The 23,523-nt window shown below is 73.5% G+C and carries 26 protein-coding genes, 3 tRNA genes and 1 pseudogene; 15 read left to right on the top strand and 15 right to left on the bottom strand.

What is annotated here, in order from left to right; translation table 11 throughout:
• Positions 1-7: 7 nt before the first annotated feature.
• The gene (locus tag IRQ30_RS11210; RefSeq protein WP_193612946.1) at positions 8-1,597 is read right to left on the bottom strand and encodes an AMP-binding protein; all 1,590 of its coding nucleotides are present in this window, start codon (positions 1,595-1,597) and stop codon (positions 8-10) included.
• A 64-nt stretch (positions 1,598-1,661) separates the two neighbouring features.
• On the opposite strand from IRQ30_RS11210, the gene IRQ30_RS11205 reads away from it, so the two are divergent.
• Positions 1,662-2,291 (top strand): TetR/AcrR family transcriptional regulator, encoded by a 630-nt coding sequence (locus IRQ30_RS11205; RefSeq protein ID WP_193612945.1) that lies wholly within the window; start codon positions 1,662-1,664, stop codon positions 2,289-2,291.
• Here the strand turns inward: IRQ30_RS11205 and IRQ30_RS11200 are convergent.
• A complete protein-coding gene (locus IRQ30_RS11200; RefSeq protein WP_193612944.1) occupies positions 2,288-3,154 on the bottom strand; it encodes a LysR family transcriptional regulator in 867 nt (288 codons plus the stop codon). The two genes, IRQ30_RS11205 and IRQ30_RS11200, sit on opposite strands and share 4 nt — an antisense overlap.
• A 68-nt stretch (positions 3,155-3,222) precedes the next feature.
• Between IRQ30_RS11200 and IRQ30_RS11195 the strand changes: the two genes are divergently transcribed.
• Positions 3,223-3,969, top strand: a complete 747-nt coding sequence (locus IRQ30_RS11195) for an SDR family oxidoreductase (protein ID WP_193612943.1) — start codon at positions 3,223-3,225, stop codon at positions 3,967-3,969.
• Between the two features lie 29 nt (positions 3,970-3,998).
• Here IRQ30_RS11195 and IRQ30_RS11190 read toward each other — a convergent pair whose 3' ends face one another.
• Complete coding sequence (locus IRQ30_RS11190; RefSeq protein ID WP_193612942.1) at positions 3,999-4,574, bottom strand: TetR/AcrR family transcriptional regulator; 576 nt, start codon at positions 4,572-4,574, stop codon at positions 3,999-4,001.
• 73 nt (positions 4,575-4,647) lie between these two features.
• On the opposite strand from IRQ30_RS11190, the gene IRQ30_RS11185 reads away from it, so the two are divergent.
• The 3 genes and pseudogenes from IRQ30_RS11185 to IRQ30_RS11175 all read left to right on the top strand — a co-directional run bounded on the left by IRQ30_RS11185 (position 4,648) and on the right by IRQ30_RS11175 (position 6,883).
• Complete coding sequence (locus tag IRQ30_RS11185) at positions 4,648-4,917, top strand: hypothetical protein (RefSeq protein WP_193612941.1); 270 nt, start codon at positions 4,648-4,650, stop codon at positions 4,915-4,917.
• Between the two features lie 79 nt (positions 4,918-4,996).
• Positions 4,997-5,778: pseudogene (locus IRQ30_RS24370) on the top strand (phosphotransferase).
• A 160-nt stretch (positions 5,779-5,938) separates the two neighbouring features.
• Positions 5,939-6,883, top strand: a complete 945-nt coding sequence (locus tag IRQ30_RS11175) for an NADP-dependent oxidoreductase (RefSeq protein ID WP_193612939.1) — start codon at positions 5,939-5,941, stop codon at positions 6,881-6,883.
• Positions 6,884-6,887: 4 nt separating this feature from the next.
• Here IRQ30_RS11175 and IRQ30_RS11170 read toward each other — a convergent pair whose 3' ends face one another.
• The 3 genes from IRQ30_RS11170 to IRQ30_RS11160 are packed head-to-tail and all read right to left on the bottom strand — an operon-like array spanning position 6,888 to position 10,155.
• Positions 6,888-7,988: an acyl-CoA dehydrogenase family protein gene (locus IRQ30_RS11170; protein WP_193612938.1), complete on the bottom strand. Its 1,101-nt coding sequence runs from the start codon at positions 7,986-7,988 to the stop codon at positions 6,888-6,890.
• 2 nt (positions 7,989-7,990) lie between these two features.
• The gene (locus IRQ30_RS11165) at positions 7,991-8,968 is read right to left on the bottom strand and encodes an acyl-CoA dehydrogenase family protein (RefSeq protein ID WP_193612937.1); all 978 of its coding nucleotides are present in this window, start codon (positions 8,966-8,968) and stop codon (positions 7,991-7,993) included.
• Positions 8,965-10,155, bottom strand: a complete 1,191-nt coding sequence (locus IRQ30_RS11160) for an acyl-CoA dehydrogenase family protein (RefSeq protein WP_193612936.1) — start codon at positions 10,153-10,155, stop codon at positions 8,965-8,967. The genes IRQ30_RS11165 and IRQ30_RS11160 overlap by 4 nt, the downstream gene beginning before the upstream one ends.
• 47 nt (positions 10,156-10,202) lie before the next feature.
• On the opposite strand from IRQ30_RS11160, the gene IRQ30_RS11155 reads away from it, so the two are divergent.
• The 3 genes from IRQ30_RS11155 to IRQ30_RS11145 are packed head-to-tail and all read left to right on the top strand — an operon-like array spanning position 10,203 to position 13,363.
• Positions 10,203-11,384, top strand: a complete 1,182-nt coding sequence (locus IRQ30_RS11155) for an acyl-CoA dehydrogenase family protein (protein WP_193612935.1) — start codon at positions 10,203-10,205, stop codon at positions 11,382-11,384.
• Entirely contained in the window at positions 11,381-12,181 is an 801-nt protein-coding gene (locus IRQ30_RS11150) for an SDR family oxidoreductase (protein ID WP_193612934.1), read from the top strand. Before IRQ30_RS11155 ends, IRQ30_RS11150 begins: the two co-directional genes overlap by 4 nt.
• 30 nt (positions 12,182-12,211) lie before the next feature.
• Complete coding sequence (locus IRQ30_RS11145; RefSeq protein WP_193612933.1) at positions 12,212-13,363, top strand: acetyl-CoA C-acetyltransferase; 1,152 nt, start codon at positions 12,212-12,214, stop codon at positions 13,361-13,363.
• A gap of 46 nt (positions 13,364-13,409) precedes the next feature.
• Here the strand turns inward: IRQ30_RS11145 and IRQ30_RS11140 are convergent, their stop codons facing one another.
• Positions 13,410-13,688, bottom strand: a complete 279-nt coding sequence (locus tag IRQ30_RS11140; RefSeq protein ID WP_134740171.1) for an HU family DNA-binding protein — start codon at positions 13,686-13,688, stop codon at positions 13,410-13,412.
• A 242-nt stretch (positions 13,689-13,930) separates the two neighbouring features.
• On the opposite strand from IRQ30_RS11140, the gene IRQ30_RS11135 reads away from it, so the two are divergent.
• A complete protein-coding gene (locus IRQ30_RS11135; protein ID WP_193612932.1) occupies positions 13,931-14,359 on the top strand; it encodes a Fur family transcriptional regulator in 429 nt (142 codons plus the stop codon).
• Between the two features lie 4 nt (positions 14,360-14,363).
• Here the strand turns inward: IRQ30_RS11135 and IRQ30_RS11130 are convergent, their stop codons facing one another.
• Together IRQ30_RS11130 and IRQ30_RS11125 are read right to left on the bottom strand one after the other, a co-directional pair.
• Entirely contained in the window at positions 14,364-15,095 is a 732-nt protein-coding gene (locus IRQ30_RS11130) for a TIGR03943 family putative permease subunit (protein ID WP_193612931.1), read from the bottom strand.
• Positions 15,083-16,069 carry a permease gene (locus tag IRQ30_RS11125; protein ID WP_193612930.1) on the bottom strand — a complete coding sequence of 329 codons (987 nt, stop codon included), beginning with the start codon at positions 16,067-16,069 and terminating at the stop codon, positions 15,083-15,085. Before IRQ30_RS11125 ends, IRQ30_RS11130 begins: the two co-directional genes overlap by 13 nt.
• A 60-nt stretch (positions 16,070-16,129) precedes the next feature.
• On the opposite strand from IRQ30_RS11125, the gene IRQ30_RS11120 reads away from it, so the two are divergent.
• Entirely contained in the window at positions 16,130-16,618 is a 489-nt protein-coding gene (locus IRQ30_RS11120; protein WP_193612929.1) for a hypothetical protein, read from the top strand.
• A gap of 45 nt (positions 16,619-16,663) precedes the next feature.
• Here the strand turns inward: IRQ30_RS11120 and IRQ30_RS11115 are convergent.
• Positions 16,664-16,740: transfer RNA gene (locus IRQ30_RS11115), tRNA-Phe, on the bottom strand.
• Positions 16,741-16,866: 126 nt separating this feature from the next.
• On the opposite strand from IRQ30_RS11115, the gene IRQ30_RS11110 reads away from it, so the two are divergent.
• The 3 genes from IRQ30_RS11110 (at position 16,867) to IRQ30_RS11100 (ending at position 17,574) form a co-directional block, all read left to right on the top strand.
• Positions 16,867-16,939, top strand: a tRNA-Glu gene (locus IRQ30_RS11110).
• A gap of 117 nt (positions 16,940-17,056) precedes the next feature.
• Positions 17,057-17,133, top strand: a tRNA-Asp gene (locus IRQ30_RS11105).
• Positions 17,134-17,217: 84 nt separating this feature from the next.
• Positions 17,218-17,574, top strand: a complete 357-nt coding sequence (locus IRQ30_RS11100) for a metallopeptidase family protein (protein WP_193609445.1) — start codon at positions 17,218-17,220, stop codon at positions 17,572-17,574.
• Here the strand turns inward: IRQ30_RS11100 and IRQ30_RS11095 are convergent.
• Genes IRQ30_RS11095 through IRQ30_RS11085 form a run of 3 tightly spaced genes read right to left on the bottom strand, consistent with a single transcriptional unit; the run spans position 17,565 to position 19,158 of the window.
• A complete protein-coding gene (locus IRQ30_RS11095) occupies positions 17,565-17,903 on the bottom strand; it encodes a CrcB family protein (RefSeq protein WP_193612928.1) in 339 nt (112 codons plus the stop codon). The two genes, IRQ30_RS11100 and IRQ30_RS11095, sit on opposite strands and share 10 nt — an antisense overlap.
• The gene (locus IRQ30_RS11090) at positions 17,900-18,289 is read right to left on the bottom strand and encodes a CrcB family protein (RefSeq protein ID WP_193612927.1); all 390 of its coding nucleotides are present in this window, start codon (positions 18,287-18,289) and stop codon (positions 17,900-17,902) included. The genes IRQ30_RS11095 and IRQ30_RS11090 overlap by 4 nt, the downstream gene beginning before the upstream one ends.
• Positions 18,286-19,158, bottom strand: a complete 873-nt coding sequence (locus IRQ30_RS11085) for an ATP-binding protein (protein ID WP_338089659.1) — start codon at positions 19,156-19,158, stop codon at positions 18,286-18,288. Before IRQ30_RS11085 ends, IRQ30_RS11090 begins: the two co-directional genes overlap by 4 nt.
• Before the next feature lie 327 nt (positions 19,159-19,485).
• Here IRQ30_RS11085 and IRQ30_RS11080 point away from each other — a divergent pair, with 327 nt between their 5' ends.
• Positions 19,486-20,976 carry an NAD(P)/FAD-dependent oxidoreductase gene (locus IRQ30_RS11080; RefSeq protein WP_227467423.1) on the top strand — a complete coding sequence of 497 codons (1,491 nt, stop codon included), beginning with the start codon at positions 19,486-19,488 and terminating at the stop codon, positions 20,974-20,976.
• A 21-nt stretch (positions 20,977-20,997) separates the two neighbouring features.
• Here the strand turns inward: IRQ30_RS11080 and IRQ30_RS24195 are convergent, their stop codons facing one another.
• Positions 20,998-21,681 (bottom strand): hotdog family protein, encoded by a 684-nt coding sequence (locus IRQ30_RS24195; protein ID WP_193612924.1) that lies wholly within the window; start codon positions 21,679-21,681, stop codon positions 20,998-21,000.
• A gap of 39 nt (positions 21,682-21,720) precedes the next feature.
• Between IRQ30_RS24195 and IRQ30_RS11070 the strand changes: the two genes are divergently transcribed.
• Entirely contained in the window at positions 21,721-22,275 is a 555-nt protein-coding gene (locus IRQ30_RS11070; protein WP_193612923.1) for a GNAT family N-acetyltransferase, read from the top strand.
• Here IRQ30_RS11070 and IRQ30_RS11065 read toward each other — a convergent pair.
• Complete coding sequence (locus IRQ30_RS11065) at positions 22,263-23,447, bottom strand: lytic transglycosylase domain-containing protein (RefSeq protein WP_193612922.1); 1,185 nt, start codon at positions 23,445-23,447, stop codon at positions 22,263-22,265. The genes IRQ30_RS11070 and IRQ30_RS11065 overlap by 13 nt on opposite strands.
• Positions 23,448-23,523: the final 76 nt, after the last annotated feature.

Below are 23,523 nucleotides of genomic sequence, written 5' to 3'. Positions count from 1 at the left end.
GGCGAGGTCACGACGAGCGCAGGTCCTTCTTCAGCACCTTGCCGCTCGCGTTGCGCGGCAGCTCCGCGAGCACCACGAGCTCGCGCGGCACCTTGAAGTTGGCCAGCCGCTCCCGGCAGTACGCCGTCAGCGCGGCCTCGTCGGCCGCGACACCGTCGCGCAGGATGAGGTAGGCGCGACCGACCGTGCCCATGCGCTCGTCGGGCACGCCGACCACCGCGGCCTCGACGACGTCGGGGTGGCGGCTCAGGACGTTCTCGACCTCCGCGGGATAGACGTTGAAGCCGCCCACCGTGAACATGTCCTTGATCCGGTCGGTGATCTTCAGGCAGCCGTGCTCGTCGAGCCGGCCGACGTCGCCGGTGTGCAGCCAGCCGTCGGGGTCGATCGCCTCGGCGGTCGCCTCGGGGTCCTCGAAGTAGCCCAGCATGACGTTGTCGCCCCGCAGCAGGACCTCGCCGTCGGCGCCCACCGCGACGTCCTGGCCGTGCTCGTCGACCACGCGGACCTCGATGCCCGGGACGCCGGGCCCCGTGGTCTCGGCGACGTGACGAGGGTCCTCGCCGGGGCGCGACTGGGTGGCCACGACGCACTCGGTGAGGCCGTAGGCCTGCGCCACCTGGTCGAAGCCGAGCACGGTCAGCATCTGCTCGAACAGCGTCTCCGGCACCGTGGCCGCGCCGGCGATCGCGAAGCGCAGCGAGGAGAGGTCGAAGTCGGCGAGCCGGGGGTGGTTGATCAGGGTGAGGAAGAGGGTCGGTGCTCCGGGGAGCACGGTGATCCGCTCGCGCTCGACCAGCTCCATCAGGCTCTCGGGCGAGTAGACCGGGACCGGGTGGATCGCCGTCCCGGCGGTCATCGCGGTGATGATGCCGGCCTTGTAGCCGAAGCTGTGGAAGAACGGGTTGATGACGGCGTAGCGGTCCTGGTCGGTGAGTCCGGCGCCGGTGGCCCACACCTGAGCGACCCCCAGCGTCTGGCGGTGGCTGCTCATGACGCCCTTGGGCACGCCGGTCGTGCCGGAGGTGAAGAGGATGTCGCAGACCGTGTCGGGCGTGACCCCGGCCGCGAGCCCGGCCACCTCCGAGACGGGCACCTGCTCCCCGCGGGCGAGCAGCTCGGCCCACGCCAGCGTGCCCTCCTCGCCGCCGCCGCCCAGGTCGACGACCGTGTGCAGGCGGGGGAGCCCGGCGACCGGGGAGGACTCGTCGGACCCCTCGGGCGCCGACTCGCGCAGCATCCGCGTGTAGTGGGTGTCGAGGAAGCCGTCGGCGACGACCAGCACGCTCGCGCCCGAGCGCTCCAGGACGACCCGCGCCTCGTGGCCGCGGTAGCGGGTGTTGAGCGGCACCAGCGCCGCCCCCAGGCTCTGCGCGCCCAGCAGGGCCAGCGCGAACTCCGTGCGGTTGGGAGCCCACACCGCCACCCGGTCACCGGGCTGGACGCCGACGGCCCGCAGCCCGCGAGCGGCGCGCACGACCTCGGCGGCCAGCTCGGCGTAGGTGAGGACCGTGTCGCCGTCGACGAACGCCGGGCGGTCGCCGTGGCGCGCGGACGCCTGCTCCAGGAGGGCCGGGATGGTGTGCGCTGTCGCCACGGGTGCTCCTCACTGACCAAGTGCTTGTTTGGTAACCTACGGTACCGGACCGGAAGGGGCCTCGATGAGCGACGACGACCGACCCCGACGCCGTCCGGGGGGCGCCGGCTCGACCCGCCGCGCCGAGCTGCTGGCCATCGCCGAGGAGCTCTTCGCCACCCGCGGCTACTCCCAGACGACCGTGCGTGACATCGCCGACGAGGCCGGGATCCTCTCCGGCAGCCTCTACCACCACTTCCAGTCCAAGGAGGCGATGCTGCAGGAGATCCTCCAGGACTTCATGAGGACCCTGCTCGCCGGCTTCGTCGCCAGCACCGAGAGCGGCGGCGGGCCTCGCGAGAGCCTGGACGGGCTCGTGCGCAGCGCGTTCGCCACGATCCACGCCAGCCCGCACGCGGTCGCGCTCTACCAGAACGAGTCGGCCGTCATCGCCAGCCTGCCGGAGCTCGGCTTCGTCGGCGAGACCAGCACCCAGGTCAACCAGGTGTGGCTCGGCGTCCTCGAGGAGGGGCAGCGCTCGGGCGAGTTCCGCGACGACCTCGACCCGCTCGTCGTCTACCGCTTCATCCGCGACGCGGTATGGGCGACCGTGCGGTGGTACCGCCCCGACGGCCGGCTCCAGCACGAGGCCGTCGCCGACCAGTACCTCACGATGCTGCACGGCGGCCTGCTCCGCCGGCCCGGTCGGGACTAGAGCCGCAGCGCCGCCTGCACCAGCCCGGCGACGGCGCGTGAGCGGCTGTGCGCGGGCCACGCGATGACGGTGGTGACCTCGGGCGCGTCCGTCACCCGTACGGCGGACAGGTCGCGCCCGAGCGTGGCCGCGGCCGACTCCGGCAGGACCGCGCAGGCGCGGCCGAGCGCGATCAGCTGGAGCACCTGCGTGTGGTCGCGCACCTGCGGGCCGGCTCCGTCGGGGAAGCTGCCGTCGCGGCGGGGCCAGCGCGGCAGCGGCAGGCCGGGCAGGTCGGCGACCTCCGCGAGCGTCATCTCGCTCCGCAGGCTGAGCGGGTGCCCGGCCGGCAGCAGCACCACCTGGTGCTCGGTGACGAGGTCCTCGGTGTCGAAGCCGGCCGTCGCGTCGAAGGGCCGGTGCAGCAGCGCGACGTCGGCGCGCCCGTCGCGCAGCAGCCGCTCCTGCTCGCCGGGGCCGCACAGGTGCACGTCGACGGCGGCGGCGCCGGGCTCGGCGGCGTAGGCGTCGAGGAGCTTGGCGAGCAGCTCGCTGGAGGCGCCGGCCTTGGCCGTGAGCACCACCGACGCCTGCCCCGTTCCCGCGAGTGCCGCCCGCTGCGCGCGCCGTCCGGCGGCCTCCACCGCCTCGAGCGCGGCGCGACCCTCCTCGAGCAGCACCCGACCGGCCTCGGTCAGCGTCACCCGGCGGCTGGTGCGGTCGAGCAGCGTGGCCCCCACCCGGCGCTCGAGCTGGCTGATGGCACGCGACAGCGGCGGCTGCGCCATGCCGAGCCGCTCCGCGGCCCGGCCGAAGTGCAGCTCCTCCGCGACGGCCACGAAGTAGCGCAGCTCGCGCGTCTCCAGGCCGGTCGCGGTGTCCATACCCCCACGGTATCGGTGCCCACCTCATCGGTGTTGGGGAGCGGCGCGCGTCCGGACACGCTCGAGGCATGAGCATCCACACGAACGAGCAGACAGACAGCCCCAGGACCGCGCTGGTCACCGGCGCCAATAAGGGGATCGGCTACGAGATCGCGGCCGGCCTCGGCGCCCTCGGCTGGCGGGTCGGCGTCGGCGCCCGCGACGAGCAGCGCCGCGAGGAGGCGGTGACCCGGCTGCGGGAGGCGGGCGTGGACGCGTTCGGCGTACCGCTGGACGTGACCGACGACGCCAGCGTCGCGGCCGCCGCGCGGCTGCTGGAGGAGCGAGGCGGGCTCGACGCGCTGGTCAACAACGCCGGCATCACCGGCGGCATGGCGCAGACGCCCACCACCGCCGACCTCGACGTCGTGCGCGACGCCGTGGAGACCAACGTCATCGGCGTCATCCGGGTCACCAACGCGATGCTGCCGCTGCTGCGCCGCTCGTCGGCGCCGCGCATCGTCAACATGTCGAGCAGCGTGGGCTCCCTCGCCCGCCAGACCGACCCGGACGCCGACAGCGGCCCGGTGGCGGTGGCCTACTCCCCGTCGAAGTCGTTCCTCAACGCCGTCACGGTCCAGTACGCCAAGGAGCTGGCGGGCTCGCCCGTCCTCATCAACGCGGCCTGCCCGGGCTTCGTCGCCACGGACCTCAACGGCTTCCGCGGCCACCGCACCCCAGAGCAGGGCGCTGCGACGGCGATCCGGCTCGCGACCCTGCCCGACGACGGCCCGACCGGTGGCTTCTTCGACGACGACGGCGTCGTGCCCTGGTGACCTGAGCCCTCGGGGCCGGGGATCGGGGGTCAGGGGGTCCGGAGGCCGGCGAGGTAGGTGTCGAGCAGGCGGAGGCAGACCCGCTCCCACGCGGCGCCCGGCCGGCCGGGCTGCGCGAGGGTGGCGCCGAGCCAGGCGATGTCGGACACCGCGACGTCGCGCACGACGGTGCCGTCCGCCGCGCCCAGGTCCAGCACCTCGCGGATGCCACGGTGCAGCTCGGCCTGCACCGCCCGGGCCGCCTTCCCGGGGCTCGCCGGGCCGCCGGTCGACGGCAGCACCATGTCGTCGCGGTCGGCGATGACGGCTCGCAGGAAGGCGCGCAGGACCTCGGTCGCGGTGCCACCGGCCTCGCGGGCGTGCGCGAGCCGGTCGACCATCAGCCGGAACGACCGGTGGGTCAGCTCCTCCAGCAGCTCCTCCCTCGTGGGGAAGTGCCGGTAGAGCGTCCCGACCCCCACGCCGGCGTCCGCCGCGATCGTGGCCATCGGCACCGCCAGGCCCTCGCGGTGCAGCGCGGCGACGGCGGCCGTCACGACCCGCTCGCGGTTGCGGTGCGCGTCGCTGCGCAGCTCGCGCCGAGCCCCGGCGCCCGTGTCGGCCATGACTCATTCAACCGTGGGTGCAGGCCGAGGATGCAGACGCCCCGAGAAGCGCGGCCTGTGCCAGCATGCCGGCATGCGCCAGGTTCTGCGAGACACGCTTCCGTGGTGCGCGTTCGTGGTCGGCGGTGTGCTGCTCGCGATCGCAGGACGAATCGCTGAGAAGGACTGGCCGAGGGACAACACCTGCTTCGAGACCGAGGTCGGGCCCTGCAGTGCCCCGGCCACCTACGGCGACCAGGACGCGGCGCTCGTCGCGGTCATCCTGGGGGTCGTCGGGGTGTGCCTGCTCGCGTATGGCGCGGTCCAGGTGCTCAAGGCGCGCTGGCGTCCCGCCCGGCCCTGACGCGGGCCTATCGTGAACGGGTGCATCGACCGATGTCCGTGACCCCCCTCCGGTACGTGGCCGGTCTGGGGTCCCTTCGATGGTGAACGAGGCCGAGTCTCACGGCCTGGAGGGTCCCGACGACACCGAGGCCGCGTGGAACCTTCATTTCCGCACTCTCGAGCCGGGTGAGGATCCGGCCCCGATCCTGCAAGCGATCCTTCGGCAGAGCGCCGCGGCGGACCCAGTCGCGCCCGAGCTGGTGTGGCGGAACCAGGTAGGTGGCCAGACCTGGCGGATCGGCGACCGGTACGTCAAGTGGAGTCCACACACCGCCGGCGTCGACCTCGGCCGAGAGGTGGAACGACTGCGGTGGTTGGAGGGGCGGCATCCGGCGGCGCGAGGGCTGGCGGCCGGTGACGACGGGACCGGGCAATGGATGGTGACGGCCGCGCTGGACGCCGACAGTGCGGTGGACGAGTGCTGGCGCGCGGAGCCAAAGCAAGCCGTGCGCGCCATCGCCATAGGCCTCCGGCGCCTGCACGCGCTGCCGCTGGACGCAGTGCCGCCGCACTGGCTGTCCTGGGCCCCTCGAGCGTCACTCGAGCTCGGTCCACGTCCCCGGTCCAGGACCCGGTCCTCGTGCATGGCGATGCTTGCGCCCCCAACACGCTCGTCGACAGCCGGGGATCCTTCGCCGCGCACGTCGACGTCGGTGACCTCGCGGTCGCCGACCGGTGGGCCGATCTGGCCATCGGTGCCATGAGCCTCGAGTGGAACTACGGTCCGGGCTGGGACGGCCTCTTCTTCGAGGTCTACGGCATCGCTCCCGATGCGGAGCGGATCGACTACTACCGCGCCCTCTGGGACTCCCGGTCCTGACCGGCGCGCCGACCTTCGCGCCGCCTCTCCTGCTCCGCGCACGTCAGCGGGGCGCCCCGGCTGCCGAGGTGGACGAGGCCAGGGAATATATGGACGAATTCGTCCGCTTAGGACTAGCGTCAGCATCACTCACGCGAATCCCCGAGAAGGGCAGCACGCCATGAAGGCAGTTCGGTTCCACGAGTTCGGCGACCCGCAGGTCCTCCGCTACGAGGACGTCGAGACACCCACCCCCGGGCCGGGTCAGGTCCGCCTCCGCGTCGCCGCGACGACGTTCAACTCCGTCGAGGGCAACATCCGCGCGGGCTACATGCAGGGCCCGATCCCGGTCGCGCTGCCGCACACCCCGGGCCTCGACGTCGCCGGCACGGTCGACGCGCTGGGCGAGGGCGTCAGCGGCTGGGCGGTCGGCGACGCCGTCATCGGCTTCCTGCCGATGGTGGGCGACGGGGCGGCCGCCGAGCTCGCGCTCGCGCCGGCCGAGGCCTTGGCGGCCGCGCCGACGAGCATCCCGCTGACCGACGCCGCGGCCCTGCCGCTGGTGGGGCTGACGGCCTGGCAGGCGCTCTTCGAGCACGCCGGGCTCAAGGCGGGGCAGCGGATCCTGGTCAACGGCGCGAGCGGCGCGGTCGGCGGGTACGCCGTCCAGCTCGCCCACGAGGCGGGAGCCCACGTCATCGCCACCGCCGACCAGCGCAGTCGCCAGCACGTCCTGGACCTCGGCGCGGACGAGGTGGTCGACCACGCCGCCACCGAGGTCGCCGCCGCAATCGACCAGCCGGTCGACGTCCTGCTCAACCTCGCGCCCATCGAGCCCCAGACCTTCGCGGCGCTGGCCGCCCGGGTCGCCGACGGCGGCGTCGTCGTCAGCACGACGGTCTGGATGCCGGCTCCCGGCGACGAGGCCCGCGGCGTGCGCGCCATCGACCTCTACGTCCGCAGCGACGCCGACCAGCTCGCCGGTCTCGTCGAGCGGGTCGACCGGGGCGAGCTGCGCGTCGACGTCGCCCACCGGGTGCCCTTGGCGGACCTGGTCGACGTGCACACCCAGGCGGCCGCGGGCACGCTGAGCGGCAAGGTCGTGGTGCTCGCCCCCGACGCCTGACGCGTCAGAGGTGCGGCAGGATCCGTGCGCGGTGCTCGTGGGCGGCGCCGAAGAGCTGGGCGGTGGCGTGGGCGCGCTTGAAGTAGAGCTGCGCGTCGTGCTCCCAGGTGATCGCGATCCCGCCGTGCAGCTGCACGGCCTCGGCCGCGACGGCGTTGAAGGCGTCGGTGCACCAGGCCTTGGCCAGGGAGGCCTGGAGCTGCAGGTCCGGGCCGTCCTCCGACGCCGCCCAGGCGGCGGACCACGACATCGAGCGGGCGGTCTCCACGGCGACCAGCATGTCGGCGGCCCGGTGCTTGAGGGCCTGGAACGACCCGAGCGGTCGGCCGAACTGCTCGCGTTCCTTGAGGTAGGCGACGGTGCGGTCCATCGCGGCCTGGGCGCCACCGACCTGGAGTGCGGTCACGGCCACGGTGGCGACCGCGCGGACGCGCTCAAGCGCCTCCCCGGCGTCCGTCGACAGTGCGGTCGCGGGGGCGGACTCGAGGGTCACCTCGGCGAGCTGGAGGGTGAGGTCCACGGCCGGGGTGGGGGTCCGCGTCACGCCGGCGTCCGCGGGGACGACCTCGAAGAGGCCGAGGCCCGCGCCGGTGTCGGCGACCACGAGCAGCACGTCGGCCGTGGGGCCGCCGAGCACCAGGGTGGCGCTGCCCGTGAGGGTCCAGCCGTCACCCTCGGTCGCCCGGACGTCGGTCGTGTCCGTGCGCCAGCGCCCGCGGGCGTCGGCCCACGCCAGCGCCGCGATCGAGGTGCCCTCCGCGATGCCGGGCAGCAGCCGCTCGCAGTCGGCGGGACCCGCTGCGGCCAGGACCGCCTGCGCGGCCAGGACCGCCGAGCCCAGCAGGGGCGAGGGGGTCAGCGAGGCCCCGAGCTGCTCCAGGACGACGTGGGTCTCGAACAGCCCGAAGCCGGCGCCGCCGTAGTCCTCCGGGATGGCGAGGGCCGCGACCCCGATCTGGCTGCTGAGGGTGCCCCAGAGCTCCTCGTCGTAGCCGCGCTCCGAGGCGGCGGCCGCGCGGACGTCGACGCTTCCGGCGCGGCGCTCGACCAGCCCGCGCACGGCGGTGGCCAGCTCCTCCTGCTCCTCGCTCAGCGCGAACCGCATCGTCAGGCTCCCGTCAGGCTGGCGAGGACGCGGGCCCGGTGGTGGGCCGGTGTGCCCCACGCGCCGACCAGGGCCCGCACCTTGAGGATCCAGATGCTGAGGTCGAGCTCGAGGGTGTAGCCGACGGCGCCGTGCACCTGCAGGGCGGTGCGGGCGGCGAGGTGGGCGGCCTCCGAGGCGGCGACCTTCGCGGCGGAGACGTCGCGCGCGGCGACGTCGGAGCGGTCGCCGAGCTCGAGTGCGGCGCCGTGCACCAGCGGGCGCGCGAAGTCGAGGGCCACGCGCACGTCGGCCAGGGCGTGCTTGACCGCCTGGTACTCACCGATCGCGCGGCCGAACTGGCGCCGCTGGCCGACGTAGACGACCGCCTCGTCGAGCAGCCGCTGGCCGGCGCCGACCAGGACGGCCGAGGCGGCGAGGGCGGCGTGGCCCAGCGCCAGGTCGACGGTCGCCTGCCCCACCTGGCCGACGGCCTCGCCGGCGGTCACCGCGGCGAGCCGACGGGCCGGGTCGACGGAGGTGAGCGGCCGCTCCACGACCGCGTGCGACAGCGCGCCGTCGGCGAGCAGGAACGTGTGCGAGGACTCCGCGTCGAGCGCGTACGGCGCGAGGGGAGGTGCCGCGACGCTCACCCGGGCGGCGCCCTCGGCCAGCTGCTCGAGCAGTCCGTGCTGCGAGGTGCCGGCCAGGAGCAGAGGGGCCAGGGCGAGGGACTCGACGTACGGGCCGGGCGCACCGTGGTAGCCGATCCGGTCGAGCGCCACGACGAGGTCGAGCGGCGAGCCGCCGATGCCGCCGAGCTCCTCGGGGATGGCCAGGGCGGTGACCCCGAGCTCGCCGAGCCGGCCCCAGAGGGCCTCACCCGCGGTGGTGTCGCCGCTCGCCCAGGCGCGCGTCGCGGCGGGGACGTCGGCGGCCGCGAGCAGGGCCTGGACCGCCTGGCCGAACGCCTGCTGCTCCTCCGAGAGGGAGAACCTCATGCGCCCGCCCTCCGGTTGTCGCCTCGGGGCAGCCCGAGCACGCGCTCGGCGACGATGTTGCGCTGGATCTCGTTGGTGCCGGCGTAGATGGGGCCGCCCAGCGAGAAGAGGTAGTCGTCGACCCAGGCGCCGTCGCGGGGCGCGCCCTCGCTGCGCAGCTCCTGCTCGGGGCCGAGCAGGTCGAGCGCGGTCTCGTGCAGGTCCACGTCGAGCTCGGACCAGAACAGCTTGTTGACGCTGCCGTCGGCGCCCAGGTCGCCGCCGCCCTGGAGCCGGTCGACGGTGCCCCACGTGTAGAGCCGGTAGGCGTGCGCGCCGATCCAGGCGTCGACGACCCGGTCGGCCAGGCCCGGTGCGGTGGCGCCGCGCTCCTGCCAGAGCGCGACGAGGCGGTCGGCGGCGGCGAGGAACCGGCCGGGGGCGCGCAAGGAGAGCCCGCGCTCGTTGCCGGCGGTGCTCATCGCGACGCGCCAGCCGTCGCCCACGCCGCCCAGCACGTCGGCGTCGGGGACGAACACGCCCTCGAAGAAGATCTCGGCGAAGCCCGCGTCGCCGTCGAGCTGGGCGATCGGGCGCACCGTGACGCCGTCGGCGTCGAGGGGGAAGAGGAAGTACGTCAGGCCGCGGTGCCGCTCGGCGTCCGGGTCGCTGCGGAAGAGGCCGAAGCCGCGGTCGGCGAACGGCGCGCGCGAGCTCCAGATCTTCTGGCCGTCGAGCACCCAGCCTCCACGCGCGTCGTCGCGGGTGGCGCGGCTGCGGATCCCGGCGAGGTCGCTGCCGGCCTCGGGCTCGGACCAGGCCTGGGCCCAGACCTCGGTGCCGTCGGTCATCGGCGGCAGGAAGCGCTGCTGCTGGTCGGGGGTGCCGTGCTCGAAGATGATCGGCGAGAGCAGCGAGATGCCGTTCTGCGCGATCCGGGTCGGAGCGCCGCTGAGGTAGTACTCCTCCTCGAAGATCACCCACTCGGTGAGCGAGGCGTCGCGCCCGCCGTACTCCTCGGGCCAGCCCACGACCGACCAGCGGCCCTCGGCGAGCGTGCGCTCCCAGGCGCGGTGGGCGGCGGCGCCCTCGTCGGTGTCCATGGAGGGGAGCCGGCCCGGGTGGTGCTCGGCCAGCCAGGCCCGAGCCTCCGCCCGGAAGGCCTCCTCGGACTCGGTGAACCCCAGGCTCGTCGCGGGCTCGCTCATGCGTCGCACCGTACCAAACAAGTGCTTGGTTTGGTACGGTGCGGAGCATGGACCTGACCTACTCCGCGGCGGACGAGGCCTTCCGCGACGAGGTGCGGTCCTGGCTCGGGGACAACCTCGTCGGGGAGTTCGCCGAGCTCAAGGGCCTGGGCGGGTCGGGGCGCGAGCACGAGGCCCACGCGGAGCGGCTCGCGTGGAACCAGCACCTGGCGACTGCCGGGTGGACCTGCCTCGGCTGGCCCGAGGAGCACGGAGGTCGGGGTCTCAGCCTCTTCCAGCAGGTGATCTTCCACGAGGAGTACGCCCGCTCGGACGCCCCCGCGACCGTCAACCACCTCGGCGAGGAGCTCCTGGGCCCGACCCTGATCGCGCTCGGCACCGACGAGCAGCGCGCGCGCTTCCTGCCCGGCATCGTCGGCGTCACCGAGCTGTGGTGCCAGGGCTACTCCGAGCCGGGCGCCGGCTCCGACCTGGCCGGCGTGCGCACCAGGGCGCGGCTCGAGGGCGACCGCTGGGTGCTCGACGGCCAGAAGGTGTGGACCTCGCTGGCCCACCAGGCCGACTGGTGCTTCGTGCTCGCGCGCTCCGAGGCCGGCTCGCAGCGCCACGCCGGGCTGTCCTACCTGCTGGTGCCGATGGACCAGCCCGGCGTCGAGGTGCGTCCGATCCAGCAGCTGACCGGCACCTCGGAGTTCAACGAGGTCTTCTTCGACGGCGCCGAGACCGAGGCCGGACTGGTCGTGGGGGAGCCCGGCGACGGCTGGCGGGTCGCCATGGCCACGCTCGGCTTCGAGCGCGGTGTCTCCACGATCGGCCAGCAGGTCCGCTTCGCCCGCGAGCTCGACCGGGTGGTGGCCGAGGCCCGGCGCACCGGCGCCTTCGACGACCCGGTCGTCGCCGACCGCATCGCGCAGGCGCGGCTGGGCCTCGAGGTCATGCGCACCCACGCGCTGCGCACCCTGAGCGCCTACGACTCCGGCTCGCAGGGCCCCGAGGCGTCGGTCTCCAAGCTCCTGTGGGCCCGCTGGCACCGCGACCTCGGCGAGCTGGCCATGGACGTGCTGGGCGCCGAGGCACTCACGGTGACCGCACCGCCGTACGGTCTGAGCGACCTGCAGACGCTCTTCCTGTTCAGCCGGGCCGACACGATCTACGGCGGCTCCGACGAGGTCCAGCGCAACATCATCGCCGAGCGGGTGCTCGGCCTACCGAAGGAGCCGCGAGGATGACCTCCCGCGCCGAGCAGCCCGCCCCCGCCTACGTCCCCGGCCACGGCCTGCTCGCGGGCCACACCGTCGTGGTGACCGCCGCTGCCGGCGCCGGCATCGGCGCCGCCGTGGCGCGCAAGGTGCTCGAGGAGGGTGCCCAGGCTGTCGTCCTCGGCGACACCCACGAGCGCCGCCTCGCCGAGGCGACCGACGCGCTGGGCGCGGAGTTCGGCGCGGAGCGGGTCGCCTCGGTGCGCTGCGACGTGACGAAGGAGGAGGACGTCCAGGCGCTGCTCGACGCGGCGGAGCCGTTCGGCGGCGTCGAGGTGATGATCAACAACGCCGGCCTCGGCGGCACCGCCTCGATCCTCGACATGACCGACGAGCAGTGGTCGCTGGTCCTCGACGTCACCCTCACCGGCACCTTCCGGTGCGTGCGCGCCGCGTCCCGGCGGATGATCGCCCGCGGCACCCGCGGCGTGATCGTCAACAACGCCTCGGTCATCGGCTGGCGCGCCCAGGAGGGCCAGGCCCACTACGCCGCCGCCAAGGCCGGCGTCATGGCGCTGACCCGCAGTGCGGCGATGGACGTCGCCGAGCACGGCATCCGCGTCAACGCCGTCTCCCCGAGCCTGGCCATGCACCCCTTCCTCGCCAAGGTCACCAGCGACGAGCTGCTCGCCGAGCTGAAGGGTCGCGAGGCCTTCGGGCGCGCGGCCGAGCCGTGGGAGATCGCCAACGTCATGGTCTTCCTCGCCAGCGACTACTCGTCCTACCTCACCGGCGAGGTCGTCTCCGTGAGCAGCCAGCACGCATGACCGGCGCCCCGACCATCCCTGGAGGATCCCGTGCCTGAGGCCTACATCGTCGACGCCGTGCGCACCCCGGTCGGCCGCCGCGGCGGCGGGCTCTCCGGCGTCCACTCCGCCGACCTGGCTGGGCACGCGCTGAGTGCACTGATGCGCCGCAGCGGCGTCGACCCCGGCGCCGTCGACGACGTCATCCTCGGCTGCTGCGACACGATCGGCTCCCAGGCCGGCGACGTGGCGCGCACCGCGTGGCTCGTGGCGGGCCTGCCCGAGCACGTCCCGGGGGTCACGATCGACCGGCAGTGCGGCTCGAGCCAGCAGGCCGTCCACTTCGCCGCGCAGGGCGTGATGTCGGGCACCGTCGACCTGGTCGTGGCCGGCGGCGTGCAGAACATGTCGGCCATCCCGATCTCCTCGGCGATGGTGGTCGGTCAGCCCTACGGCTTCACGACGCCGTTCGCGGAGTCGCCCGGCTGGGTCGCGCGCTACGGCGACCAGGAGGTCTCGCAGTTCCGCTCGGCGCAGATGATCGCCGAGAAGTGGGAGATCAGCCGCGAGGACATGGAGGCCTACGCCTACGAGAGCCACCGCCGGGCGATCACCGCGATCGACGAGGGGCGCTTCGTCCGCGAGATCGAGCCGCTGGGCGACGTCGCGGTCGACGAGGGGCCGCGGCGGGACACCAGCCTGGAGAAGATGGCCGGCCTCAGGCCGCTCGAGGAGGGCGGCCGGATCACGGCCGCCGTGGCGTCGCAGATCTCCGACGCCGCCAGCGCCATGCTCCTGGCCTCGGAGCGGGCCGTCGCGGAGCACGGGCTCACGCCGCGGGCGCGCGTCCACCACCTCAGCGTGCTGGCCGACGACCCGGTGTGGATGCTGACGGGCCCGATCCCGGCCACGCAGCGGGCGCTGTCGAAGGCGGGGATGCGGGCGGAGGACATCGACCTCTTCGAGGTCAACGAGGCGTTCGCCTCGGTCGTGCTGGCCTGGGCCAAGGAGACCGGGGCCGACCCGGCGCGGACGAACGTCAACGGCGGCGGGATCGCGCTGGGCCACCCGATCGGGGCGACCGGCACCCGACTGATGACCACGATGCTGCACGAGCTCGAGCGCACCGGCGGCCGCTACGGCCTGCAGGTGATGTGCGAGGGCGGTGGCCAGGCCAACGTCACGATCATCGAGCGCCTCTGAGCGAGGGGGTGCCGGGGCCGGCCGGTGGCCGGCCCCGGCGTCGGTCTCAGCCCTCGGAGACGAGCCGCTTCAGCGCGGCGGCCGGCTTGAACGCGGGCGCGGTGCTGGCCGCGATCTCCATCGTCTCGCCGGTCTGGGGGTTGCGGCCGGTGCGCGCGGCGCGCTGGCGGGTCTCGAAGATGCCGAAGCCCGAGACGGTCACCTTGTCGCCGGCGGCGAGGCTCGAGGAGATGGCGCCGAAGGCGGCGGTGATCGCCCGGTCGGCGTCGGCGGCGCTCAGGCCGGTCTCGGTGGCGACGGCTTCACGCAGTTCGTTGCGGTTCATGTGTGCTCCTTTGTGCGGGTGTGTGCGGGCTCTCCCGCGGTGGGGGTGCGTCCCCTCGGCGGGGGACGGAGTCGTGCGGCGGGCAACCCTACCCGCGCTGAGGGCCGTTCTCATTAGCAGGGGCTGTGGACGCCCTTTCGACGTGGCGCGGCCGACGTCCGTTCACGCGGGCGCTAGATTGAGAAGCGTTCGCAGGTCCGTCGCTCGACGGGCCGCCCTCGACCCCGGTGAGAGTGGAGCCCATGGCTGCAGGGAGTGCCGACACCGATCCGTCGCGCGTGGTGCGCTCGACGCGCCAGCGGCGCGCGATCGAGGAGGTCATGGCGTCCACGGACGACTTCCGCAGCGCCCAGGACGTCCACGAGCTGCTGCGCAGCGCCGGCGAGCGGGTCGGTCTCGCCACCGTCTACCACGCGCTGCAGGCCATGGTCGACTCGGGCGAGCTCGACGTCCTCAAGACCGACGCCGGCGAGGCGGTCTACCGCCGCTGCGGCGCCTCGCACCACCACCACCTGGTGTGCCGCCAGTGCGGCCGGACCGTGGAGATCAAGGGCCCCACGGTTGAGCGCTGGGCCACGACGGTCGCGGAGAAGCACGGCTACGACGACGTGCGCCACACGCTCGAGCTGTTCGGCGTCTGCACGCCCTGCCAGCAGAAGTCCGGCACCTGACCCCTCACTCGTACTCGTAGCGCGGGGCAGGCACGGTCTCCACGTCCTCGGCGTCGACCGCCGGCGTGGTGCCCTTCTCGGTGCCGGAGCCGTCGACCCAGGTCCCGGTCACGCGGACCCACTGGTCGCGCGGCGGTGCGTCCGCGCCCGTGACCACGACCCGGGTCACGGTGGCGTCGGCGGCGCAGCAGTTGATGCCGAGGCGGGTGACGTACCAGTGGCCGTCGTCGTCCAGGCTCACGAAGCCCACGAGGCTGACGCGGCGCTCGGGCAGTGACACGCCCTGGTCGTAGACCGCCCGCACGAAGAACTCCGTGACGCTGATCTCGACCGGGTCCTCCTCGGGGAGCGGCGCCAGCATCGAGTCCAGCTGCTCGCTGCTCGGAGCCGGCGCCTCGGTGGCGCGCTCGGCGAGGAACGCGCCCAGGGCCGGGGGAGAGACGAAGAAGATCACCAGCGGCGGCAGGAACAGCAGCCAGGCGGTCCGCGGGGCCCGGTGCGGCTCCTCGCCGGGCTCCCCGTCAGGCTCCTCGTCGCTGCCGTCGTGGGGGCCGCGTGAGGACGTGACGAGGTCGGAGACGGACAGCAGCACGAGGACCACGCCGCAGACCAGGATCGGCCACCGCATCCAGGTGTTGACGTAGCGCAGGTAGGTGTCGTCGATCGTGATCCGGATCAGGACCGCGCCCACGAGGGTCAGCAGGACGCCCTGCGTCGCCCGGGTCACAGGAGCCACCAGCCGATCGCGCAGGCCGAGCCGACGGCGACGGTCAGCACGAGCGGGACGAACCTCGTCGCGAAGGTGCGGCCGAACTGTCCGGCCTCCATCGAGGCGAGCTTGATGTCCATCGCGGGCCCCACGACCATGAAGACGAGCTTGGCGGTGTCGGAGAACGCCGTGAGGCTGGCCGCGACGAACGCGTCGGCCTCCGAGCACAGCGCGACGACGAAGGCGAAGACCGCCATCGTCACGACCGCCAGGACCACGTGCCCGGCGACGCCGTCGACGACGTGGCGGGGGACGAAGGTGTTGACCGCCGCGGCGAGCATCGCGCCGAGGACCAGGAAGCCGGCCGCGTGCACGAAGTCGTGGCGCACGTTGTCGAGGAACCGCTGCGTGGCGCCGGCTCCGTGGGCGTGGGTGGCGCGGGCGTTCAGCATCGGGACCTTCCCGCCCAGGCGCAGCCACAGCCACCCGACCAGCACCGAGGTGAGCAGCGAGGCGACGAACCGCGCGAGCACCACCTCCGGGCGGCCGGGGAACGCGACGGCGGTGGACACGAGCACGACCGGGTTGACCGCCGGCGCGGCGAGCAGGAACGTGAGCGCGACCGCGGGGGCGACCCCGCGGCTCATCAGGCTGCTCGCGACCGGGACGGACGCGCACTCGCAGCCGGGCAGCGCGATCCCCGCCAGCCCGGCGACCGGGACGCCGAGCGCCGGGTTCGCCGGCACCATCCGTCGTACGACGCGCTCGGACAGCAGGGTCGCGATCACCGACGCCAGCAGCACGCCCCCCACGAGGAACGGCGTCGACTGCACGACGATGGCCACGAAGATCGTGCTCCAGGTCGAGAGCGCCGCGTGGTCCACGTGGCTCACGAGGAGGCGCTGGCAGGCCAGCAGGACGATGACGACGCCGAAGACGACCCACATCTGCTTCAGCGAGTCGTCCATACGCCGCTGGACGGGCGTCTGGGTCTCGGTCATGGGCTTCCCGGAGTCCATCAATGCGGAATGACGATCATTCTCGATAGCATTCTGCACGTCATGCCTCCCTCGCGCAGCACGAACACGCCGTCGCCCGCGCGACGGCGGCGGGTGCTGCTCCAGCTGGGGGTGGCCGCCGGCCTCGTGGCGGCCGTCCTCCTGCTGCGTCCCTCCGGCGCAGCAGACGACGAGCCGCCCGCCGACCAGCCCTCGCTGGCGCCTCCCGTCGTGGCGCCGGCGGGCCCGGAGCAGTTCTGCGCGGGGTTCCGCGCGGTCGCCGCCGCCCACGCCCAGCACCTGGCCGCGCCGAGCGACCGGACCTCGGTCGCGCTGGTCGACGAGGCGGGCGCCCTGGTCGACCTCGGGGTGCCGGCCGGGCTCTCCGACGCCGGCTACGCGGCGCTCGCCTCGCTCGTCGACGGCGTGCTGCAGTCGGTGGACACCTCCGAGGGCCTGCGCGCGGAGCTCCAGGACGCCCAGGACGCCGTGGACGCCGGGCCCGGCCAGGCCGCCCTCGACCGCTACCTCTCCGACGTCTGCCCGGCCTAGGAGACACGAACGCCCCCACCGGGATCCGGCGGGGGCGATCGGTGCTGGTGGCCAGGGGCGGGGTCGAACCGCCGACCTTCCACTTTTCAGGCGGACGCTCGTACCAACTGAGCTACCTGGCCAAGCGAGTCGAAACCATACAGGAGCCGTCGGGTCGGCACGAAAGCGAGACCGGGCGCAGCCGACGCCCGCGTCCCGTGGCGCTTTGGAGGCCGCCGCGAGGCGGCCCTATGCTGAGCGCGCAGCAGGCCCCCATCGTCTAGCGGCCTAGGACGTCGCCCTTTCACGGCGGTAGCACGGGTTCGAATCCCGTTGGGGGTGCGCCAGCACGGGGCTCGGACACCTCCGGTGCCCCGGATTGGGACGTGCTCGAGTCGATGGGTTAGAGTTCCAGCGCTTCGGCCGAGCCGCAGCGAAGCACGAGAAACAGCACAACCTGGCCCCGTAGCGCAGTTGGTTAGCGCGCCGCCCTGTCACGGCGGAGGCCGCGGGTTCGAGTCCCGTCGGGGTCGCCACAAGACGCCCCGGACCACCACGGTCCGGGGCGTCCGTGCGTCTACGGCCGACGTGGGCCTGGGCCGCTCGGGCACAATGACCGGGTGCCGATCGAGATGGAGCCCGAGCGCTTCGACGAGCTCGTCGACCAGGCGCTGGACGGGATCCCCGACGAGCTGGCCTCCCTGGTGCGCAACGTCGTGGTGCTCGTCGAGGACGAGCCGCCGGAGGGCGAGCCCGACGACCTGCTGGGCCTCTACGACGGCGTCGCGCTCACCGAGCGGCAGTGGACGCCGGGTGTGGACCTGCCCGACCGGATCTTCGTCTTCCGGGGGCCGCTGCTGGACATGTGCGCCGACGAGGCCGAGCTCGTCGAGGAGGTGCGGATCACCGTGGTGCACGAGGTCGCCCACCACTTCGGCATCGACGACGAGCGCCTGCACGAGCTCGGCTACGCCTGAGCCAGTCCCAGCCCCAGCCAGAACCCCAGGCCGCAGGCACCCAGCGCCGCCAGGACCGTCACCGCGGCGTACGCCGCCCCGCGCCGGCCGAGCGAGTGGGTCTGGACCGCGAAGGCGCTGTAGGTCGTGAGGCCGCCGCAGAAGCCGGTGCCGAGCAGGGCCAGGGCGTCGCCGTCGAGCGCGAGCCCGGACAGCACTCCCAGCAGGAGCGACCCGGCGACGTTGACGAGCAGGGTGCCCAGCGGCAGCTCGCGGTCGAGGCGCCGGCCGACGAGGAACCGCAGTGCCGCCCCCACGCCGCCGCCGAGCGCCACCAGCAGGGCGGTCACCGGTCGTCCTCCTGCGGACGGGCGAGGCGGGAGGCCAGGAGCACGGCGACCAGCGAGGCGGCCAGCGTGCCGAGCAGGTAGGCCGCGGCGAGGGTGGGCCGGCCCTGGTCGAGCAGGTGGCGGCTCTGCTCGGACGTCGCGGACAGCGTGGTGTAGCCGCCCAGCAGCCCGGGGCCCAGCGCGGCCGCCAGCACCCGCGAGCGCCGTACGGCGGACAGCGCGGGCAGCAGCGCGAGCGTGCCCGCGCCGGAGACGTTGATCGCGAGCGTCGTCCACGGGAACCCCGACCCGTCGGGGGCCAGCTCCCCCAGCACGTAGCGCAGCAGAGCGCCCAGGGCGCCGCCGATCGCCACCGCGCCGAGCAGGCGCGGCAGCGGGGGACTCACGACAGGGAGCTCTGCCGCACGGACTCCTCGGGCGCGCCGACCCACGGCAGCGGCTCCTCGCCGTTGGCCTGGCGGACGAACTCACCGAGGAACCACTCCTGGAAGCGCTGCTGCTCCACCGTGCGGGCCAGCGACAGCAGCCGCTCCTCACGGCAGAACGCGTCGGCGAGGTCGAGCAGCTCGATGAAGCGGCCGATGACGTCGGCGGAGGCGGCGTCCATGACGACGTGCACGTCGGTGGTGGTGCTGCCGGCCTCGAGCGCCGCCTCGACCTGGTCCAGGCCCATCCCGTCGTGCAGCGGCTGCTCCAGGGCGCCGAAGAGGTCGGAGAGGCTCTTGGCCAGCGGGTAGTCGGCCTCGTGCGCCAGCGCCAGCAGCCGCACCTCACGGCGCAGCTCGCGGTAGTGACGGTGGAAGGCGACGTAGGAGCGCAGCGGCACGTCGCGGATCTCGAACTCGATCATCCCCGGGGAGTCCGACATCGAGCGTGGCTCGCTGACGATGCCGGTGATGACGCCCTCCGCGCCGTCCTCCTCGGAGAAGACCGGTGCGGGGTTGAACCAGACGATCTTGCCGTCCTCCTCGATCTCCGCCCCCCACGCCTCCGAGCTGCGGGCGACGATGCTCAGGCCCCGGCCGAACGTCAGCAGCAGGTCGTCCTCGTCGGTCGGCTCGACGGTGGACGGCAGCAGCGGCGGGGTGGTGGAGCCGTCGCGCACCTCGACCCGGGGGTGCTCCCACGTGCCGCGCACGCGCACCTGGATCGGGGGCGCCCCGTGGAGCAGTGCGTTGGTGACGAGCTCGGAGACGCCCAGCTCGGCGCACTCGACGAGGTCGGCACGCCCGATGTCACGGCAGGTCGCGACCACCCAACGGCGTGCGTCTTGCACACCTCGGGGTCCGGAGCCCAAGGACAGGGCAGGCCGGTTCAACGGCACGTGTGATCTCCGACGGTCATGGGCAGGCTGAGGCCATTGTCGGCCCGTCTACCCGCGGCCCTCCGGAACGAAACCTGTGTCGTTGAAAAATCCTCGAACGAGGTACCGGTGGTCTAGCGCCCTCCGTCGTCGGGGCGGTGGGTGAGAGGTCGGGTATTCCCCCGGCGGCTGTGACGATCCGGACGCCGTCCGGATTCGCACCAGCGGCGGCGCGGCGGGACAATGGAGTCAGCACAGCGAGCGAAAGGGATGAGCCACATGGACACGGCATCGACGCAGGAGGCCGGCACCCGGCGCCACCAGGTCGTCGTGGTGGGGTCCGGCTTCGGCGGGCTCTTCGGCACCAAGGCGCTGAGACGCGCCGACGTGGACGTCACGATGGTCGCCAAGACCACGCACCACCTCTTCCAGCCGCTGCTCTACCAGGTCGCGACCGGGATCCTCTCCCAGGGCGAGATCGCGCCGCCGACGCGCGAGGTGCTGAGCAGCCAGGACAACGTCCAGGTGCTGCTCGGCGAGGTGACCGGCATCGACCTCGAGCGCCAGGTCGTCACCTCCCACGTCCTGGGCCGCGACTCGACCATCCCCTACGACTCGCTGATCGTGGCGGCCGGTGCGGGACAGTCCTACTTCGGCAACGACCAGTTCGCCGAGTACGCCCCCGGCATGAAGAGCATCGACGACGCCCTCGAGCTGCGCGGCCGGATCTTCGGCGCCTTCGAGATGGCCGAGCTCGGTGCCAAGCGCGGCGACAACGTCGACCACCTGCTGACCTTCGTGGTCGTGGGTGCCGGCCCGACCGGCGTGGAGATGGCCGGCCAGATCGCCGAGCTCGCCCACCGCACGCTCAAGCGCGACTTCCGCGCCATCAACACCCGCTCGGCCCGCGTGGTCCTCCTGGATGCGGCGCCGCAGGTGCTGCCGCCGTTCGGCGCCAAGCTCGGCGCCTGGACCTCCCGCGAGCTGGAGAAGCTCGGCGTCGAGGTCCAGCTGGGTGCGATGGTCACCGACGTCGACGAGCGCGGGCTCGAGGTCAAGTACAAGGACGGGCGCACCGAGCGCATCAACACCGTCACCAAGATCTGGGCGGCCGGGGTGCAGGCCAGCCCGCTCGGCAAGACGCTCGCCGAGCAGAGCGGCGCGCCGCTCGACCGCGCCGGGCGCATCGGCGTCAACCCCGACCTCACGCTCCCGGGCCACCCCGAGGTGTTCGTCGTCGGCGACATGATCTCCCTCGACAACCTGCCGGGCGTCGCCCAGGTCGCGATCCAGGGCGCCAAGTACGCCGCCAAGGAGATCGACGGGCGACTCAAGGGCAAGCCGGCCCAGCCGCCGTTCAAGTACCGCGACAAGGGGTCGATGGCGATCATCAGCCGCTTCCGTGCGGTCGCCATGGTGGGCAGGGTCCGCCTGACCGGCGTCATCGCCTGGCTGATGTGGTTGGCCGTCCACCTCGTCTACATCACCGGCTTCAAGAACCGCATCACCGCGGTCCTGCACTGGTTCGTCTCGTTCCTGGGTCGCGGCCGCGCGGAGCGCACCACGACCGAGCAGCAGATCTTCGCGCGAGCCGCGCTCGGTCGGTTGCGGCGCGGGGCGACGGACCTGGTGTCCGCGCCCGGTGCCTACGACGCCGCGCGGGAGCTGCTCGACGAGAGCCGTCGCCACGAGCTGGAGCAGCAGGCCATCGAGGAGGCCCGGCTCAGCGACGCCGGCGAGCGCGGCGTCAAGACCGGCGAGCGGGTCTGAGACCTCGCGCGGCGGCGCCCCTCACTCGAAGTACCGCGGTGTGGGGCGCTCGTCGCCGTTCTCCTCCTGGTGACGCGCGATCGCCTCGCGCGCCCAGCGCGGCAGGATGAACACGCCCTCCGCCTCCACCGTCACGCCCTCGGGCCCGATCAGGTGTCCCTTCGCCCAGGTCTTGATGCCCTCGCTGCGGTCGATCCACGACTCCGCGCGCAGGTCGCCCAGCGGCGTCGCCCGCCGGTAGCGCAGGGTCAGCGTCCCGGTCATGCCCGGCTTGCCGCCGGCTCCGGCGGCCTCGCCGAGCATCTGGTCCAGGATCATCGCCGACACCCCGCCGTGCACCAGGCCCGGCGGACCCTCGTAGGCCGCGCCGAGGTGGAAGTCCGACCACGCGTTGCCCTCGTCGTCGTGGTCGATCAGCAGCGGCGGCGCCGCGGCGTTGCGGAGTCCCACCACCGTGTTGCCCCAGGGGCGCCCGCGCCCCTCGGCGCCGAACCGCACGCCGTACGGGCCGTCGAGCTGACGGGCGCGCAGCCGAGCCACGACCGCCTCGATGTCGGCCTGCGCGCGCCGGATCTCCTCGTCGTCGACCGTCGTGCGGATCGTCGCGTCGAGCAGCTCGCGCACCGACTGCGCCAGCGGCCCGTAGAGCGCCCGCTGCCGCTCGATCTCGGCGGGCTCGAGGTCGTCCTGCACGTATCCGGTCACCGCCGGAGTCTAGAACAGGTTCCACTTTAGGATGACGCCATGACCGCGCTCGCCGTCCCCGACGTCCGGCTCCACGCGAGCTGGGTCGCCGCCGTGCGCGACTTCGGCGACGAGACGATGCACGGGTCGGGGGACTGGCACGTCCCGGGCGGCTGGCGCGACCTCACCGAGGACGGCTGCCGCACGATCGTGGCGTGGCTGCGCCGGTCGGCGGACCCCACGGCGCCGGTGGCCGACGGCCTCGTGCACTGCGACTTCCTCTGGATCACCGACGGCGAGCCCGAGGAGGTCGTGGGCTTCCTCGCCCTGCGCCACCGGCTGACGCCGTGGCTGCTCGAGCAGGGCGGTCACATCGGCTACTCGGTGCGCCCCGCGCGGCGGCGCCAGGGTCACGCGTCGCGGGCGCTCGCGCTCGCCGTACGGCGAGCGGCCGAGCTCGGCCTCGACCGGGTGCTCGTCACCTGCGACGACGACAACGAGGGCTCACGCCGCACGATCGAGGCCGGCGGCGGGCGCTACGAGGACACCCGCGGCGTGAAGCGTCGCTACTGGATCGACACCGGACTCGCCGGTGGCCGGGCTCAGGTCGTGTAGCCCTTCACGCACTTGTCGAAGGCGGCGGGGTTCAGCAGCTGGTTCAGCCCGTCCGCCGCGCACTGCACGATCGCCTGGGCGACCGTCAGCAGGTCATCGACGGGGGGCACGTTGGTCTCGGGCAGCGGCGGCACCGTGACCGGCGGCAGCGGGAGGTTGGGCGCCTGCGTCGGCACGCTGGGAGCGGGGTTGCTCCCGCCCCCGCCACCGCTGGTCGGCGGCGGCGGAGCCACGGGCTGCGACGGGGTGCTGGGGGTGGGCTTGGAGCCGCGACCGCCGTCGCCGAGGTCGGCGCCGCCCTGGTCGCCGCGTCCGCCACCGCCGCCGGTGTAGCTGGGCTGCGGCACGATGTAGCCGGCGGCCGAGGTGGAGTTGGGCACCGAGGTGTAGTCGCCGGACATGTAGGCGTCCATGATCGAGAGCACCAGGTCGACGTAGGCGTCGGAGTGGTTGTAGCGGTAGACCGCGGCGCGCTGGCCGGTCAGGGTCGCGAGGTCGTCGTCGCCGGAGCAGAGGTAGACCGCGGAGGCGAGCGCCGCGTCGTCGATGTCCTGCGGGTTGCGCTCGGCGTCGCCGTCGGCGTCGACGCCGACGACCGACCAGGTCGAGGGGATGAACTGCATGGGGCCGATAGCCCGGTCGTAGGCCTGGTCGTTGTCGTAGAGGCCGGCGTCGGTGTCGCGGATGACCGCGGTGTCGTTCTTGCCGTCGAGCGCGATGCCGTAGATGCCGGGCGTGGCGACACCGTCGTCGTTGAGCGTGTTGCCGCCGAAGCGGCCGTGGTTGGACTCGACGCGGCCGATCGCGGCGACGAGCTGCCAGGGGAGGTGGCAGCCCTCGTCGGCGGAGTTGATGACCTGCTCGGCGCGCATGTAGGCGGCCAGCGCCGCCGAGGGGATGCCGTTGGTCGAGGAGCTGGCGATGACCTGCGCGGCGTTGCCGTCGACGGCACCGCCCATGCCGGAGCCGGCCGTCACCGAGGCCGGCGCCTCGATGGCCTCGGTGGGCACGCTGGTGCCGTCGGGGAGCGCGGCGACCTCCGGTGCGGAGCTCGAGGCGGAGACGGTGGCGGGACCGATGCCGGCGAGGCTCGCGGTCCAGGCGGCCGAGAGCAGGGCGAGCGGCAGGATCGTCGCGACCTTCTGCGCTCGACCGAATCGCTTGGCGGACATGTTCTCTCCCCTTGGTTGCAGCCATGCTTCCCACCAGCATGCTGTTCCAATCCAACGAATGTCGTCACACCCAGTT

Source organism: Nocardioides lijunqiniae, from assembly GCF_015024225.1.
Taxonomy (GTDB): domain Bacteria; phylum Actinomycetota; class Actinomycetes; order Propionibacteriales; family Nocardioidaceae; genus Nocardioides; species Nocardioides lijunqiniae.
The sequence above is the reverse complement of the archived record's forward strand: the minus strand, read 5'-3'. Positions and strand labels throughout refer to the sequence as shown.

Coding starts and splice junctions, on each gene's coding strand:
- IRQ30_RS11205 (WP_193612945.1), top strand. CDS start 1,662: ATGAGCGACGACGACCGACCCCGACGCCGTCCGGGGGGCGCCGGCTCG.
- IRQ30_RS11200 (WP_193612944.1), bottom strand. CDS start 3,154: ATGGACACCGCGACCGGCCTGGAGACGCGCGAGCTGCGCTACTTCGTG.
- IRQ30_RS11195 (WP_193612943.1), top strand. CDS start 3,223: ATGAGCATCCACACGAACGAGCAGACAGACAGCCCCAGGACCGCGCTG.
- IRQ30_RS11190 (WP_193612942.1), bottom strand. CDS start 4,574: ATGGCCGACACGGGCGCCGGGGCTCGGCGCGAGCTGCGCAGCGACGCG.
- IRQ30_RS11185 (WP_193612941.1), top strand. CDS start 4,648: ATGCGCCAGGTTCTGCGAGACACGCTTCCGTGGTGCGCGTTCGTGGTC.
- IRQ30_RS11175 (WP_193612939.1), top strand. CDS start 5,939: ATGAAGGCAGTTCGGTTCCACGAGTTCGGCGACCCGCAGGTCCTCCGC.
- IRQ30_RS11170 (WP_193612938.1), bottom strand. CDS start 7,988: ATGCGGTTCGCGCTGAGCGAGGAGCAGGAGGAGCTGGCCACCGCCGTG.
- IRQ30_RS11165 (WP_193612937.1), bottom strand. CDS start 8,968: ATGAGGTTCTCCCTCTCGGAGGAGCAGCAGGCGTTCGGCCAGGCGGTC.
- IRQ30_RS11160 (WP_193612936.1), bottom strand. CDS start 10,155: ATGAGCGAGCCCGCGACGAGCCTGGGGTTCACCGAGTCCGAGGAGGCC.
- IRQ30_RS11155 (WP_193612935.1), top strand. CDS start 10,203: ATGGACCTGACCTACTCCGCGGCGGACGAGGCCTTCCGCGACGAGGTG.
- IRQ30_RS11150 (WP_193612934.1), top strand. CDS start 11,381: ATGACCTCCCGCGCCGAGCAGCCCGCCCCCGCCTACGTCCCCGGCCAC.
- IRQ30_RS11140 (WP_134740171.1), bottom strand. CDS start 13,688: ATGAACCGCAACGAACTGCGTGAAGCCGTCGCCACCGAGACCGGCCTG.
- IRQ30_RS11135 (WP_193612932.1), top strand. CDS start 13,931: ATGGCTGCAGGGAGTGCCGACACCGATCCGTCGCGCGTGGTGCGCTCG.
- IRQ30_RS11125 (WP_193612930.1), bottom strand. CDS start 16,069: ATGACCGAGACCCAGACGCCCGTCCAGCGGCGTATGGACGACTCGCTG.
- IRQ30_RS11120 (WP_193612929.1), top strand. CDS start 16,130: ATGCCTCCCTCGCGCAGCACGAACACGCCGTCGCCCGCGCGACGGCGG.
- IRQ30_RS11080 (WP_227467423.1), top strand. CDS start 19,486: ATGGACACGGCATCGACGCAGGAGGCCGGCACCCGGCGCCACCAGGTC.
- IRQ30_RS11070 (WP_193612923.1), top strand. CDS start 21,721: ATGACCGCGCTCGCCGTCCCCGACGTCCGGCTCCACGCGAGCTGGGTC.
- IRQ30_RS11065 (WP_193612922.1), bottom strand. CDS start 23,447: ATGTCCGCCAAGCGATTCGGTCGAGCGCAGAAGGTCGCGACGATCCTG.